This window comes from Acinetobacter sp. YH12086, assembly GCF_013419345.1.
Taxonomy (GTDB): Bacteria; Pseudomonadota; Gammaproteobacteria; order Pseudomonadales; family Moraxellaceae; genus Acinetobacter; species Acinetobacter amyesii.
Window position 1 is genome coordinate 120,048 of record NZ_VPAF01000002.1, and the last position, 14,200, is coordinate 134,247.

Consider the following 14,200-nt stretch of genomic DNA (forward strand, 5'->3'; position numbering starts at 1 on the left):
ATGGACTTCACAATGTCATTTTCTGAGCTTATGCCATTAGCTCCTGTGATGATCGTGGCTTTAACTGCGATCGTCGTGATGTTGCTAATTGCAATCAAGCGTAACCACAATTTAGTTGCAACGACTTCCGTTATCGGTCTGAACCTTGCAGCCTTTTATATTATTTTTGTTTTCGTTGCAGGGCAGTATGCACCTGCAAACGTAATGAATTTGTTCATCGTAGATCCATTTACGATGTTGTACCAATTCGTGATTTTGATTGCAGCACTTGCTTGCTGCACATTGTCACATGCGTATATCGAAACCTATAAAGATAACCGTGAAGAACTTTATATCTTGATGCTGTGCTCTGTAACAGGTGCATTGTTAATGGTTGCAAGTTCGCACTATGCGTCTTTCTTTATCAGCCTTGAACTAATGTCGATTCCTGTATACGGCCTATTGGCTTATACACACCAACGTTCACAGTCCCTTGAAGCGGGTGTGAAATACTTGGTACTTTCAGCAACTGCTTCTGCGATGTTGTTGATGGGTATGGCTTATGTATATGCGTACACAGGTACAATGGCATTCGTTGCTGAACCAGGCAAAATGTTCACAACATTCAGCCAACCGGGTGTAGTCCTTGGTCTTGCACTGATTGTCTTTGCTGTTGCATTTAAATTGTCTCTTGCGCCATTCCATAAATGGACACCGGACGTGTATGCAGGTGCGCCAGCGCCAATCGCGACATTCTTAGCGACTGTGGCTAAAGTGGCAATGATCGGTCTATTCGTTCGTTACTTCTTGGCTTCTGGTTTAATCCTTTCTGATAGCTTCATCACGATCGTGACCATCATTGCAGTATTGTCTATCCTTGCGGGTAACTTGCTAGCAGTACGTCAAGTGAACTTGAAACGTATCCTTGCATACTCTTCAATCGCTCACTTTGGTTACTTACTTGTTGCGATTGTGAGTGCACGTAATACTGACTTTGTTCAAGTACAAGGCTTTGCAACATTCAGCAGCGTCAACGTGTATGTGATTACTTATGTATTAACAACGATTGGTGCGTTCGGTGTTGTGACACTGATGTCTAGCCCTTACAACAACAAAGACGAAGCAGGTAGCCTTGCTGAGTACCGTGGTTTGTTCTGGCGTCGTCCAGTGTTGACTGCAACACTGACTGTCATGATGTTATCTCTTGCAGGTATCCCATTAACAGCTGGCTTTATTGGTAAGTTCCTTGTGATCAAAACAGCGGTTGCTGGTGGTTCATGGTTCTTAGCTGCGATGGTGATCCTTGGTTCAGGTATCGGTTTGTACTACTACCTACGTGTGATGATTGTGATGTACATGACTCCACCAGAAAACCCACGTATCGACGCTGTCGATCATTGGGGTCAAAAAGTGGGTGGTATTATGGTGCTTGGCGCAGCTGCACTTGTGTTGTTGATCGGTGTATATCCAGATCCAATCATTGCAGTATCTCAAGTGGCATACTTTGCGATCTCACCTGAATTACAACAGTTCATTTTTAGCTTAATTCAAAGTGGATTTAACTAATGAATTAAGCAATTAATTTGCTTATTACAAAAAAGCCTCCTGTAAAGGGGGCTTTTTTATTTTTATCATTTGTTAAATAGCTTTATAATGGTTGAAATTTTATCTTAACCTTTTAGGTGTTCTCCCGTGGCTATCCATGAAATCCGTCATCCTTTAATCCGACATAAACTCGGCTTACTTCGTCGTGCAGATATTAGTACTAAAAACTTCCGTGAGCTTGCTCAAGAAGTGACTATGCTTCTGACTTATGAAGCAACGAAAGATTTACCAATGGTCGATCATGAAATTGATGGTTGGAATGGTAAAGTAACTGTAGATCGTATTGCCGGTAAAAAAATAACAGTCGTACCGATTTTACGTGCAGGTATTGGTATGTTGGATGGTTTCTTAAACCTGATTCCAAGTGCGAAAGTATCTGTATTGGGTTTAGAGCGTGATGAAGAAACTTTAGAAGCGCGTACTTACTACAAAAAATTAGTACCAGACGTACAAAACCGTTTAGCGATGATTATTGACCCAATGCTTGCAACAGGTTCATCGCTCGTTGCTGCTATTGACGTTCTAAAAGCCAGTGGTTGTAAAGATATTCGTGTCATGGTGCTTGTTGCCGCTCCAGAAGGCATTAAACGTGTGAATGAAGCTCACCCAGATGTGATCATTTACACAGCATCTGTAGACCAAGGTTTAAATGAAAACGGTTATATCGTTCCTGGTCTTGGCGATGCAGGCGATAAAATTTTCGGTTCAGTTCAAAAAGACTAATTTTTGCATCATGAACAGAAAAGGGGCTTTTATAGCCTCTTTTTTATATACTAAAGACATTGGAATAAATGGAATAGGGTACTTTATGAAGTCCGAACAATATAAAGGTAAAGTGAAGCAGTACAATCCTGAAAAGGGCTTTGGCTTTCTTTCATGTGAAGAAGGTGATGTATTTTTCCATATCTCTGACTTTCCCGCAGATGGTGTCGAGCCAAAACGTAATGATCGTGTGAAATTTAATGTGGTGAAAAATGGTGATCGTTATAAAGCCATAAACATTGAGCGTGAAGAAGACAAATCTGCAAAAGCTAAAAAATCTAAAGTAGTGGCAAATAACCAGTCAATTACTTCAGCTTTGCTTTCGAATTTGCGTAAATAATGTGATTTTAAGATTTCATGGAAATCTTTGAAATTGAAAAAGAGGTCTATAGGGCCTCTTTTTTTATTATCATAAGAGTATTAAAAGAAAAGATGAGAGACAATTTTTATGTTTAAAGAGGGGAAAATCAAAAGCTATAACGTTGAGCGCGGCTTTGGATTTATACAACAAGATCAAGCACAGGATTTATTTTTTCATATTCGTGATTTTCCTAGCCGACACATCGAACCACGTGTTGGAGAAAATCTCAAATACAGGATTGAAGCAGATCAGGGTAAATTTAAAGCGGTAAATATCATCCGTTTAGATTTGAAAAAAGAGCAGTCCACTCATGAACAGATAAATCCGTCATTTGAATCAAGGTCGGATCGAGTGAACGATCAAGCTACTCCTCACGATACAGCCAAAGGCACAGTTTGGAACAGTAAAATCTTCAGCATGATTGGACTCATTGTAATTTTAGTATTAGCTGTGGCTGTTTATGGGAAATATCAGCAGTACCAAGAACAGAAGCAGCTACATTTACAACAGCTCATGCAAGAAAATGAAAATATTGTAAAAGAACAGCGAAAATCACTGGGGGATTTACCCGATCGGGTGCTGACTGAGCAAGGTGAAAAAAATCTATACGGCACAGCTTCAACGCAAGCTCAGTCTGTTGTTCAATACACTGCGCAGGCACCTTCTTCAAGTGATATGCCAAGAGCAGTAGAGAAAGCCCAGTTTAGTTGTGATGGGCGTACGCATTGTAGTCAGATGAAATCTTATGAAGAAGCGGTGTATTTTCTACAACATTGTCCAGGTACGAAAATGGACGGAAACAACGACGGAATACCTTGCGAACGACAATTTAATAAATAAAAAAAAGCGCCATTAGGCGCTTTTTAGTTTAAACAGATTTTTCACAAAATTGCATAAAGGCTTTGAGACCCGGTCCTTGGTATTTCTGACGATGTACCAACATAAATAATGGACGGGCAAGTTGCCAAAACGGCGTATCTAAAACCACCAATTGACCTTTTTCACGTAAAGGCTCAATCGCAAGTTTAGAAATACATGACATACCAAGACCACCTGCCACGATTTTTAGAATGGCTTCGTTATGACCCAAGGTTAAACGTATATTGGCATCTGGCAGGTCTTTTAAAATTGCGTTGTCAAATACTTCACGTGTGCCTGAACCTTCTTCACGTAAGATCCATTCCACGTTATCAAAGTCAACTGCAGTGAGTGCACGATCCAACTTCGCTAAAGGGTGCTCTGGTGAACAGCACACGGCAAGTTCATCGTCACGCCAGTGAATACATTGTAGCTGTGGCAGATGGCATGAACCTTCAATTAAGGCCAAATCCAACTGAAATTGGTTTACCGCTTCAATCATTTGGCGGGTATTGCCGACTTGAAGTTGTAAATGTGCTTGAGGCTGAATTTGTAAGAAATCTGCCATGAGGTCTGGCATCAAGTAGTCACTGATGGTTAGGGTCGCACCTAAACGCAGATCAATACTTTGTAGTTCGCCTTTGGCTGCTTGTTCAAAAGCTTCGCAGCGCCCTAAAATTTCCAAAGCTTGTGGCAATAAAAAACGACCCAAGTCATTCAATTGCAAGCGTTTACCTAGTCGGTCAAACAGTGGAGCACCGAGACCATCTTCGAGGTCTGCCAATGCCATACTTGCTGCACTTTGAGTAAGTTTGACAGCATCACTGGCTTTGGTAACGGTACCTTCTTGAGCGACTGCTACAAAAACAGCCAACTGGCGTAAAGTCATGCGCATGAATCAGGCCTTAACATTTAAAAAATATTAATAAATTATGCTGTCATGCTAACATGAGCACAGTCTGTCACGCCACGTTCAAATCATGTCAATTGAAAAATTTAGCTTAGAAAAGGTTTTATCTGTACACCGTTGGACCAATACTTTGTTCAGTTTTACCATGACACGCCCTGCACATTTTAAATTCACTGCTGGTCAGTTCGCTCGAATTGGTTTGAAAGTGGGCGATGAATTGGTGGTTCGTGCCTATTCTGTGGTGTCGTCACCCTTTGATGAAACTTTAGAATTTTTCTCTATCGTCGTTCCAGATGGTGCGTTTACTTCAAATTTGCAGCATCTACAAGTGGGCGATGAGCTGTATTTAGAAAAAGTGCCTTATGGCTTCCTCACTTTGGCACGTTATCAGTTGCCATTGCCGAAGGACTTATGGCTGTTGGGAACAGGAACGGGTTTGGCACCATTTTTATCGATGTTACAAGACTTTGAAACGTGGTCTAAATACGAAAAAATTAATCTAGTCTACAGTGTGCGCACCGTATCAGAACTGGCTTATGTAGAGCGGATTCAAGAAATCGCTGAGACCTTTGGTGAAGGGCATACGGGCTTCAAATTTATTCCTATTGTGACACGTAATCCAAATGCACCGCTGCATGACCGTTTACCAGTTTTAATTGAAAATGGCGAGTTAGAACAGGCGGCAGGCTTAGCATTTAATGTGGAAACGACGCATGTCATGCTGTGTGGTAATCCACAAATGGTTGACGACACAAAGGCGGCTTTAAAGGCGCGTGGTTTGACCATGAACCGTCGTGGTGAAGGCAATATTGCTGTAGAAAATTATTGGTAATCTGTCATGAAAAAAATCTCATCGAAGGATGAGCTTTTTTATTTTCGGAAATTAAATAACTGATGTTATGCATGCAAAAGTAATTTTGCATTTTTAAAATGATTGTTAAGCCAATTCGACGGAGTCTTACATCAAGAGAATGAATAAAGGGATTAGCCTTCGGCTGGAGGTACTCTTACGAAGCATGCTTCTCATTAGGCAAAATGAGAAGCGAAGCTTCGCAAGGAAACCATCTTGCGGAGCAGTGCTCCTCACCGCAAAACTCGTTCACTAGCGCCTAATTATCTAAAGTATCGCAAAAATATTTTTGATTAGAAGAAGTTCTATCTCAAACACTTGCGGATGACGTTACCGCGTATCGTACTTTTATTTGAATCAAATTACGCTTCTGATGTTACTGCGTAACATCAGTTAAATAAACGTTTTGATGTTAATGCAGAATTTTATTTAAGAACTGCTGCGCTCGTTCACCACGAGGGGCATTAAAGAAATCATCTTTACTGCAGTCTTCCACAATTTTTCCTTGATCCATAAAGATCACACGGTCCGCAACCTGACGCGCAAAGCCCATCTCATGGGTTACACACATCATGGTCATACCTTCTTTTGCAAGACCTACCATCACATCAAGCACTTCGTTAATCATCTCTGGATCAAGTGCCGAAGTTGGTTCATCAAACAGCATGGCAATCGGGTCCATACTGAGCGCACGTGCAATCGCAACACGTTGCTGCTGTCCACCTGATAACTGTGCAGGGAATTTAGCGGCATGCGCACTCAAACCCACACGATCTAAATAAGCCAAACCTTTTTTCTTGGCTTCGGCTTCTGATCGACCTAAGACTTTGACCTGTGCAATGGTCAGGTTTTCGGTAATGGATAAATGCGGAAACAGTTCAAAGTGCTGGAACACCATACCGACACGACTACGCAATTTATTTAAATCGGTTTTTGGGTCATTAATGGAAATTCCGTCGACTAAAATCGTACCGGCCTGAAAAGGCTCAAGTCCATTAACGGTTTTAATGAGCGTTGATTTCCCTGAACCTGAAGGCCCACACACCACAACCACTTCACCTTGTTTAATTTGAGTCGTGCAATCGGTGAGCACTTGAAAATCTTTATACCATTTACTGACATTTTGGAGGTCAATCATCGTTTTTTGATCGGTCATACACTTAACCTCCGTTGTAATTTTTTAACTGCATAGGTGGCGATCATACTAATAGTGAAATACACCAGACCGGCAAACAGAATGTATTGAGTTAACAATGACATGAGGTCGCCTCGAACATAGTTGGTGCGGAAAAAGTCTAAGAGTCCGATGGCATAAACCATGGTTGAATCTTGGAACAGAATGATGGTTTGCTGTAAAAGTAATGGCGTCATTTTGCGAAAAGATTGCGGCAAAATAATTAAGCGCATTGCTTGGCTATAACTCATACCGAGAGCATAAGCTGCAGAAGTTTGACCTTTAGGAATTGATTGAATCCCTGCACGGACAATCTCTGAAAAGTAAGCCGCTTCAAATAACATGAAGGCCACGATACTCGACACAAGGGCAGTATCAATCGTTAGATAGTTACCGGTGATCCCTGTGTAAATAAAGGGTACGGCAAAGTAGAACCACATCAACACCAAGAGCAAAGGAATAGAACGAAAGAGGTTCACATAGCCTTTAGCAAAAATATTTAAAGCCTTAATCGAGGACAGGCGCATCAACGCCAATAAAGTCCCAATAAAGACACCACCAATGGTTGCCGTGATCACCACTTTGAGTGTGATGCTGAAACCATGCCATAGCGCAGGGCCAGACGCTTGGAGGTCTTGAATAAAAGAACTGAGCCATTCCATTATTTATCTCCTGCAATTAAGCCAGGAACGCGTAGGTGTTTTTCCAGAAAATTTATGAAACCAATTAAACAGATGTTGATCACGATGAAAATAATGGTGACGTAGGTATAAATTTCGATGGTGTTTTGCGTGTATTCACTGATGGTTTTCATCTGTGAAATGATTTCTGCAACTCCGACCAAAGAGGCGACTGAGGTGTTTTTGACACAGTTGGTCAACTCAGAGCTGAGTGGTGGCAAAATCGTGCGGAACGACTGCGGTAAGATCACATAGCGATAAAGTTGAGCCGTGCTAAATCCCATAGCATAACCTGCATTGGTTTGCCCCAAAGGAAGCGCTTCAATACCAGTCCTGACTTGCTCACAGACCCGTGCAGCTGTAAAAAGACCCAAGCCGACACTTGCAGAAATTAAGGCGGTCGTATTTGCCCCAAGGTCATTCATCCACCAGCTTTTAATCGCAGCAGGGAGGAAGTTGGGTACAACATAGAACCATATAAACAGTTGAATCAATAAGGGTACATTCCGGAAAATAGTCACGTAGGCCGTACCAATACCTCGTGCTACAGGACTCGGTAGGGTACGCATAATACCCAAGATGCTGCCGAGTACCATCGCAATGCTCCATGCCACCAAAGCGATGACAAACAGCCAGCCGATCCCAATTAAAATCCAATTCAGGTAGGTCGAATCACCTACACCTGTAGATTGGAACAGCACACCCCAATTCCAGCTATAATTCATAGGAACTCCCTATAATGAGCTTAAGCCAAAATCCGTTTGGCTTAAGCATCTTTAGAATGTTTAGGGAAAGTTATTCGTCACGATCATGTGGATTGCTAATCAATGCTTTTAATTGATCAGACATCGGGAAATTCAAATTGATATTTTTTGGTGGAATTGGCGTTTGGAACCATTTTTTATACATGTCATTGATTTCACCAGAGCTATAAGTTGCTTTGATTGCATCATCAACCACTTGTTTAAAGCCAGTATCACCTTTACGCATCATACAACCATAGATTTCATGAATCGGTGCTGTACCCACGATTTCCCATTTATTAGGATCTTTGGCTTTCGATTTTTCACCTGCCAGCAAAATATCATCCATCATAAATGCCGCTGCACGACCATTTTGTAGCATGAGGAAAGACTCAGCATGGTCTTTGGCAGAAATGACTTCACCAATACCTAACTCTTTTTCATGTTGACGAATATAACGCTCAGATGTCGTTCCTGCTGTGGTCACTAACTTTTTGCCTTTGAGGTCAGCAAAATCTTTAACCCCAGAGTCTTTTGCAGTAAGTAAGCGTGAACCCACTTCAAAGAAACCTGTTGAGAAATCTACTTGTTGTTGGCGTTCTTTATTGTTTGTGGTTGAACCACACTCTAAGTCGACTGTGCCATTAGAAACCAATGGAATACGGTTTTGGCTGGTCACTAAGTTATAACGGACTTTTAAGTCGGGAAGATTTAATTGCTTTTTAACCGCCTCAACGACTTTTAATTGAAGATCGTGTGCATAACCTACAGGTTGGTTTGGATTATCTGCGATATATGAAAATGGAATCGATGAATCGCGATAGCCTAATACAATCGTGCCGGATTTTTTGATCTTATCTAAAGTCCCTGAGTCAGAAACAGCAGCTTCACTTCCTGCAGCTTTATCCGTTGTAGGTGCTTTATTGTCACTACATGCGCTAAGCCCTAAAGTGAGCGCACTTGCACAGAACAAAGTTGCTAAATGTTTTTTTGACGTCATCGTTAAAACTCCTTTTACCCTGATTTAATATCCACTTTTTATGATCTTGTTTCTCGTTAGATTTTATTGCTTTGTTATTAAGAATGTTTCAACAATAAAAAAGAGATCATTTTCTACATCTTAGGTGATAAATCGAGCAAGGCTCAAGCAAAATTTATTGCCGAATTGTTACTAAGAAATGGGATAAGTTATGAACATTTTTTATAAGAAGGTTTGCTATAAGTCATTAAATATAAAATAATTTAATTTTATTGTGAAATAAATAATTAAAATAAAAGGGCATAAAAAAACCTCCAAATGGAGGTTTTAGGGATTAAACTTTAGTTTAATCTCCGTATTAATGCACAAACATATCCATAAATTCACGAATTTCTTGAATCGCTGTGTCTACGTCAGCAGTCAACCAAGTCGGTTCAAAAAAGCCAGCATAATGCTCCAGTCGATCTTGGGGAACAACTAAGCGAATCGGACATTCTTCTTCGAGCAAGCGCCAAGGAATAATAGGCACTTCATTATCTAAAAAAGCCGCAATATTTCGAATATCAATCACCATCGCATTGATGCATTCAGGGAATGGCATCACTGAAAACTCTTCAGTACGTCGGCGGAAATATTCCAAATCACCCCATTTCAACACATAACTCGGCTTACTAAATTCAATAATGCCAATAAGATGCTGATCACGAGTGTAATGAAGGGAACATTGATGAGTGACGTCAGTGTCAAGATCAAGCGTTACACCTTGTTGATGGTACGCCATAGATTTGATAACAGGTGAAAAATAAGGTGCATGATTATAGCTCATTTCATTCATCAAAAGCAGATAATTCCACCGGGCTCAAAAAAGCATTTATTCTTTAAGATATAATCCTATAAAAATGCTTTAAATTTAAATATAGCACTTAAATCTTTGCCCAATATTTTCACCCTTATATATTGATTTATCTTCAAAAATAACTGACCTAGCTCCAAAGGAAAGTATATTTATTAAACTTATAATTCAAGTTACACGTTTTCACTGATTGTAATTGTTCTTCACACAATACAGGATATTGTATTGCTAGTATAAAAATTCAACTATGAACAACAAAATTGCGAGGGGAATATGACACACGATTTTAATAAACCACCCCATACCACCAGTACGGAAGAAACAACACAAAAAAAACGTATCCCTGTGTACATACTGATCTTAGTGGGTATCTTTTTAATCGCATTATTATTTTATATGTTTGCAGATATGAAACCTTCTGCTTTGGATGCACCGCCTGATCATCCTGCACCCAATGCACAAACTGCAACAGCCAATGATACGACTAGCGGTACACCGGGGGATGAAGCTGTTGCTAATGATTCAAATACTGCAACTGCGACAGATCGTTGATAATAATTGATGATAAACATGAGTCAGAGTTACATGAGTGCAAGATCTGAACCTTAAGTTTCTCATCAGAGTGACATAAATAAAGCCTTGGTTGTCCCAAGGCTTTTTTACATTCAATTGTGAGCTTTTGTTGGAGTTATGCATACTTTGGTTGATTAAAAAATACGCAAAAACTAAGGTGGAAAAGAAAGCTTAAGTTCAAAGCACTAATGCTGTGTGATATCGCGGCATACGTAAAAATCCACATAACAACAGATCATGTATAACAATGAGGGCGAACGTATGAATGATTATCTGGGTGGTCCGCGTGGCCGTTTTGATGCCATGTATTATTGGGAACAGTTTCACCCCATTTTAAGTGCAGTAGCAATTCTACTGATAGGTTGGGTCATTGCTTTATTGGTTGCTGCTGGCGTCAAAAAAGTTCTGCAAAAATTAGGTACAAATCAAAAACTTTCAAATGCAACTGGGCACCGTTCCAATGTTGAAAATATAGTCTCCAGAGTTGTGTTCTGGATTATTTTGATCATTGCCGTCATTGGTGCGCTCAATGTGCTGAATTTGACCAGTGTCAGTGGCCCATTCAGTAACATGATTCAGCAGTTCTTGTTATTTATTCCACAGCTCTTGGCTGCGGTAGCTGTAGGTTTTATTGGTTGGATCGTGGCGAGTTTGGTCAAAGTCGGTTCAAAGAAACTGCTTGATAAAACCCAACTCGATGAAAAACTTAGTTCTGAGGTTGGCGTCAGTCCAATCAGTCAAAATATTAGTGAAATTGTATATTGGCTGATTTTGTTACTTTTCCTACCGATTGTTTTATCGATATTGGGTTTGAACGGTCTCTTGTTCCCAATCCAAAATATGGTCACTGAAGTTGTTTCTTATCTTCCCAATATCTTTATTGCTGGTGTCATCGTCTTTGTGGGTTTTATCTTAGCGAAGATTGTACGAGGCATCGTGGAAGGCTTGGTGAACAGTTTAAGTCTGCAGCAGCAAGTCGAAAAAGTGGGCATGTTTAAAAACGCAAAACTTGCTCAAGTTTTGGGTAATTTTGTCTTTGCTATAGTCATTATCACTGCATTAATTGTGGCTTTCGAAGCACTTGGTATCGAGGCGATTTCTCAGCCTGCAACAGCCATGTTACATGAGATCATGTATGCGATACCGAACATCATTGCCGCAGGTTTAATCTTAATCTTGGCCTATGTGGTGTCACGCTTTGTAGCGCGTCTAGTGGTGGATGTGATCTCGGGTACAGGTGTTGATACTGTGCCAGAAAAATTAGACATTCAACGCTTTTTGGGCAAAACCAAAGTGTCGGATGTTGTCGGTTGCCTCATTGTATTTTTCACCATGTTATTTGCGGTATCTGAAGCTGCTAACCGTTTAGGCTTTGAGCAAATCAGTGCCCTTATTGCTATGTTTATCCAGTTCGGTGCAAGTATTTTACTTGGTGCTGTAATCTTGGTGGTGGGTTTCTGGCTTGCCAATATTGTGGCAAATGTGGTGCAACGAGGGGAATATAACAGTTCACGTTGGTTAGGTAATTTGGTCCGTGTGCTGATTATGGGCTTGGTTGTAGCCATGGGCTTGCGTGCCATGGGTATTGCTGACTCGATCGTGAATTTGGCCTTTGGTTTAACCCTCGGTGCGGTTGCAGTTGCTTTCGCTTTGGCCTTTGGTTTAGGTGGTCGCAATCCGGCGGAACGATTGTTATCAGATCTTATCGATAAAGCGAAACGCGAAGCCAATGAACCGAATCCAGTACAGGAGCAGGCAAAGGCGAAAACCACCTTTAATACACCTACATCGTCTGTAGCGAGTCCAACGCCATCAACATCTGTGATGACTTCTGAAGTGAAAACCGATGATGGCTATCCAAACATTCAACAGGCTGCTCCCGGTGTCAGTGAAAAAGAAACGGCCACGCCAGATCAGTTGGATGTAAACCCAAGTGATCAACCACAAAATAATCCATTTGGTTCAACTGGTGAGGCTGAAAAAGAGGTCGATGCACCTTCGGCACCTTTAACCCCGCCAAAACCAGATGATCCAAATTAAACTATTCTGTCTTTAAAAAAATCGGCCACGTTTATGTGGTCGATTTTAATGATTTATAAGGAATATTTGTATGGCAAAAGCACCGAATAAATTTTTAGCCCCAGTGATTATTGCAGGGATCACAGTTGGTTTTTTGGCGAGTGCACGACGCTTTATTTTTGCAAAATCAAAACGCACTGATTTTGAGCAGACAGAACAATCACCGCTAAACAGTGAAAATAAAGATACCAATCAGTCCAAAAATAATGATTGAAATTTACCCGAAAATTGGTATTTTAAGTAATAGTGATATATGGAATATTACTTAAAATATAAAAACTTAGGATTCATATTGCTGTCATGAATGACACTTATGATCTGTGCAAAGGAATGGCAAAATGGGGGTAATTTCAATGCTCAATACTTTAGTATCGACACTCAAACAAACCGCAAGCGTGCAACCACAACATATTTCAGTTGCCGTTGAAAAAATGGATCTGACAATTCAACGAACTTCGACGTCGTCAGTATCATTATTTAAAACCGACTATCTTGAATAAATCAGATCGGATAAGAAAAAGGGCTGAATGAATCAGCCCTTTTTTATGCAGAGATCATCTGCAGGTTATGTTTAATTAATTCTTGTCGAGATCAGACGTATTCGGAAGCTGCATGCGCAGAAGCCCATGCCCATTGGAAGTTGTATCCACCTAAATGACCTGTTACATCAAGTACTTCGCCAATAAAGTACAAACCTTTCTGTTTTTTACTTTCCATGGTTTTTGATGAGACTTCAGTGGTATCCACACCACCGAGTGTAACCTCAGCAGTACGGTAACCTTCAGTGCCTGATGGTTTTACTTCAAAGCTTTCTAAACGGCTTGCAATGAGTTCTAGTTTTTCATCACTGATATTGCCAATGGCTAATTCAGCTTGTTCAGGCCAAATCAGATTTTGTAATTCCACAACCACGCTTTTCGGTAAGTGTTCATTGAACAATGTGCGCAGTAACACTTTTGGTTGACTGGATTTTTTAGATTTGAGGAAATCTAAAACATCTAAAGCTGGAAGGAAATTGATATTAAAACGTTGACCGACATCCCAGTAGTTTGAAAGCTGCAATGAGCTTGGGCCACTTAAACCACGGTGAGTAAAGAGTAAAGCCTCAGTAAAACTATTTAACTCATTCGATAACGTCGCTTCAACAGCATTGCCGCTCAAGCGTGTGGTGACTTCTTTAAAACTATCGGAGAAAGTGAAGGGTACTAGGCCAGCGCGAGTTGGGTAGACAGAATGACCAAATTGTTTGGCAATCTCATAGCCAATTCCTGAACCACCTAAAGTAGGAATAGAAAGACCGCCACTGGCAATAACCACGGATTCTGCTTCAAAAAAGCCTAGATTGGTTGCCACTTGAAAGCCTTGTTCAGGCAAGGCATTGACTGCTTTTACTTCACAGTTGGTTTTAATATCCACCAAGCCCGTTTTGTCACATTCTGCCAATAGCATGGCGAGAATTTCTTTTGCACCATTTTGGGTAAATAACTGCCCATGTTTGCGCTCTTCGTACTCAATGCCATATTCGCAGACCATACCAATGAAGTCCCAGTTGGTATAGCGAGTTAATGCCGAAATAACAAAGTGTGGATTATGTGAAATATAATTTTCTGGTTCGACATACAAATTGGTGAAATTACATTTACCGCCGCCAGACATTAGGATCTTTTTGCCAACTTTATTAGCTTTTTCAATCACCAAAACTTTGCGTCCACGCTGCGCCGCTTTATATGCCGTCATTAAGCCTGATGCACCAGCACCTAAAACAAGGACATCATATTGATTTTGCGACATGGT

The 14,200-nt window shown here is 40.6% G+C and carries 16 protein-coding genes; 9 read left to right on the forward strand and 7 right to left on the reverse strand.

Features of this window, described 5'->3' with window-relative positions; genetic code table 11:
- From nuoN to FTU29_RS03800, 4 genes are all read left to right on the forward strand, one after another.
- Complete coding sequence (nuoN, locus tag FTU29_RS03785; RefSeq protein ID WP_078191095.1) at window positions 1-1,545, forward strand: NADH-quinone oxidoreductase subunit NuoN; 1,545 nt, start codon at window positions 1-3, stop codon at window positions 1,543-1,545.
- Window positions 1,546-1,671: 126 nt separating this feature from the next.
- Window positions 1,672-2,307 carry a uracil phosphoribosyltransferase gene (gene upp, locus FTU29_RS03790; RefSeq protein ID WP_078192289.1) on the forward strand — a complete coding sequence of 212 codons (636 nt, stop codon included), beginning with the start codon at window positions 1,672-1,674 and terminating at the stop codon, window positions 2,305-2,307.
- Between the two features lie 85 nt (window positions 2,308-2,392).
- On the forward strand, window positions 2,393-2,686 hold the full coding sequence (locus tag FTU29_RS03795) for a cold shock domain-containing protein (protein ID WP_078192288.1): 294 nt from the start codon (window positions 2,393-2,395) through the stop codon (window positions 2,684-2,686).
- A 108-nt stretch (window positions 2,687-2,794) separates the two neighbouring features.
- Window positions 2,795-3,547: a cold shock domain-containing protein gene (locus tag FTU29_RS03800; protein ID WP_180120491.1), complete on the forward strand. Its 753-nt coding sequence runs from the start codon at window positions 2,795-2,797 to the stop codon at window positions 3,545-3,547.
- 28 nt (window positions 3,548-3,575) lie between these two features.
- Here FTU29_RS03800 and gigC read toward each other — a convergent pair whose 3' ends face one another.
- On the reverse strand, window positions 3,576-4,460 hold the full coding sequence (gigC, locus tag FTU29_RS03805) for a LysR family transcriptional regulator GigC (protein WP_180120493.1): 885 nt from the start codon (window positions 4,458-4,460) through the stop codon (window positions 3,576-3,578).
- Between the two features lie 85 nt (window positions 4,461-4,545).
- On the opposite strand from gigC, the gene FTU29_RS03810 reads away from it, so the two are divergent.
- The gene (locus FTU29_RS03810; RefSeq protein WP_180120494.1) at window positions 4,546-5,307 is read left to right on the forward strand and encodes a ferredoxin--NADP reductase; all 762 of its coding nucleotides are present in this window, start codon (window positions 4,546-4,548) and stop codon (window positions 5,305-5,307) included.
- A gap of 430 nt (window positions 5,308-5,737) precedes the next feature.
- On the opposite strand, the gene FTU29_RS03815 is transcribed toward FTU29_RS03810, so the two are convergent.
- From FTU29_RS03815 to FTU29_RS03835, 5 genes are all read right to left on the reverse strand, one after another.
- Entirely contained in the window at window positions 5,738-6,481 is a 744-nt protein-coding gene (locus tag FTU29_RS03815; RefSeq protein WP_078191089.1) for an amino acid ABC transporter ATP-binding protein, read from the reverse strand.
- The gene (locus tag FTU29_RS03820; protein WP_180083550.1) at window positions 6,478-7,161 is read right to left on the reverse strand and encodes an ABC transporter permease subunit; all 684 of its coding nucleotides are present in this window, start codon (window positions 7,159-7,161) and stop codon (window positions 6,478-6,480) included. Before FTU29_RS03820 ends, FTU29_RS03815 begins: the two co-directional genes overlap by 4 nt.
- Window positions 7,161-7,904, reverse strand: a complete 744-nt coding sequence (locus tag FTU29_RS03825) for an amino acid ABC transporter permease (RefSeq protein WP_180120496.1) — start codon at window positions 7,902-7,904, stop codon at window positions 7,161-7,163. Before FTU29_RS03825 ends, FTU29_RS03820 begins: the two co-directional genes overlap by 1 nt.
- A gap of 70 nt (window positions 7,905-7,974) precedes the next feature.
- Window positions 7,975-8,922 (reverse strand): transporter substrate-binding domain-containing protein, encoded by a 948-nt coding sequence (locus FTU29_RS03830; protein WP_180120498.1) that lies wholly within the window; start codon window positions 8,920-8,922, stop codon window positions 7,975-7,977.
- A gap of 337 nt (window positions 8,923-9,259) precedes the next feature.
- The gene (locus FTU29_RS03835; protein WP_078192409.1) at window positions 9,260-9,682 is read right to left on the reverse strand and encodes a hypothetical protein; all 423 of its coding nucleotides are present in this window, start codon (window positions 9,680-9,682) and stop codon (window positions 9,260-9,262) included.
- A 345-nt stretch (window positions 9,683-10,027) separates the two neighbouring features.
- On the opposite strand from FTU29_RS03835, the gene FTU29_RS03840 reads away from it, so the two are divergent.
- The 4 genes from FTU29_RS03840 (at window position 10,028) to FTU29_RS03855 (ending at window position 12,906) form a co-directional block, all read left to right on the forward strand.
- Window positions 10,028-10,306, forward strand: coding sequence for a hypothetical protein (locus tag FTU29_RS03840; protein WP_180120499.1), 279 nt, complete (start codon window positions 10,028-10,030; stop codon window positions 10,304-10,306).
- A 282-nt stretch (window positions 10,307-10,588) separates the two neighbouring features.
- Window positions 10,589-12,367: a mechanosensitive ion channel gene (locus FTU29_RS03845; protein WP_180120501.1), complete on the forward strand. Its 1,779-nt coding sequence runs from the start codon at window positions 10,589-10,591 to the stop codon at window positions 12,365-12,367.
- Window positions 12,368-12,437: 70 nt separating this feature from the next.
- Window positions 12,438-12,620, forward strand: coding sequence for a hypothetical protein (locus tag FTU29_RS03850; protein WP_180120503.1), 183 nt, complete (start codon window positions 12,438-12,440; stop codon window positions 12,618-12,620).
- A gap of 124 nt (window positions 12,621-12,744) precedes the next feature.
- A complete protein-coding gene (locus tag FTU29_RS03855; protein ID WP_162689753.1) occupies window positions 12,745-12,906 on the forward strand; it encodes a hypothetical protein in 162 nt (53 codons plus the stop codon).
- A 91-nt stretch (window positions 12,907-12,997) separates the two neighbouring features.
- On the opposite strand, the gene FTU29_RS03860 is transcribed toward FTU29_RS03855, so the two are convergent.
- Complete coding sequence (locus FTU29_RS03860; RefSeq protein ID WP_180120505.1) at window positions 12,998-14,197, reverse strand: NAD(P)/FAD-dependent oxidoreductase; 1,200 nt, start codon at window positions 14,195-14,197, stop codon at window positions 12,998-13,000.
- Between the last annotated feature and the right edge of the window lie 3 nt (window positions 14,198-14,200).

Coding starts and splice junctions, on each gene's coding strand:
- FTU29_RS03815 (WP_078191089.1), bottom strand. CDS start 6,481: ATGACCGATCAAAAAACGATGATTGACCTCCAAAATGTCAGTAAATGG.
- FTU29_RS03840 (WP_180120499.1), top strand. CDS start 10,028: ATGACACACGATTTTAATAAACCACCCCATACCACCAGTACGGAAGAA.
- FTU29_RS03855 (WP_162689753.1), top strand. CDS start 12,745: ATGGGGGTAATTTCAATGCTCAATACTTTAGTATCGACACTCAAACAA.
- FTU29_RS03795 (WP_078192288.1), top strand. CDS start 2,393: ATGAAGTCCGAACAATATAAAGGTAAAGTGAAGCAGTACAATCCTGAA.
- FTU29_RS03810 (WP_180120494.1), top strand. CDS start 4,546: ATGTCAATTGAAAAATTTAGCTTAGAAAAGGTTTTATCTGTACACCGT.
- FTU29_RS03825 (WP_180120496.1), bottom strand. CDS start 7,904: ATGAATTATAGCTGGAATTGGGGTGTGCTGTTCCAATCTACAGGTGTA.
- FTU29_RS03835 (WP_078192409.1), bottom strand. CDS start 9,682: ATGGCGTACCATCAACAAGGTGTAACGCTTGATCTTGACACTGACGTC.
- FTU29_RS03830 (WP_180120498.1), bottom strand. CDS start 8,922: ATGACGTCAAAAAAACATTTAGCAACTTTGTTCTGTGCAAGTGCGCTC.
- FTU29_RS03820 (WP_180083550.1), bottom strand. CDS start 7,161: ATGGAATGGCTCAGTTCTTTTATTCAAGACCTCCAAGCGTCTGGCCCT.
- nuoN (WP_078191095.1), top strand. CDS start 1: ATGGACTTCACAATGTCATTTTCTGAGCTTATGCCATTAGCTCCTGTG.
- FTU29_RS03800 (WP_180120491.1), top strand. CDS start 2,795: ATGTTTAAAGAGGGGAAAATCAAAAGCTATAACGTTGAGCGCGGCTTT.
- FTU29_RS03860 (WP_180120505.1), bottom strand. CDS start 14,197: ATGTCGCAAAATCAATATGATGTCCTTGTTTTAGGTGCTGGTGCATCA.
- FTU29_RS03850 (WP_180120503.1), top strand. CDS start 12,438: ATGGCAAAAGCACCGAATAAATTTTTAGCCCCAGTGATTATTGCAGGG.
- FTU29_RS03845 (WP_180120501.1), top strand. CDS start 10,589: ATGAATGATTATCTGGGTGGTCCGCGTGGCCGTTTTGATGCCATGTAT.
- gigC (WP_180120493.1), bottom strand. CDS start 4,460: ATGCGCATGACTTTACGCCAGTTGGCTGTTTTTGTAGCAGTCGCTCAA.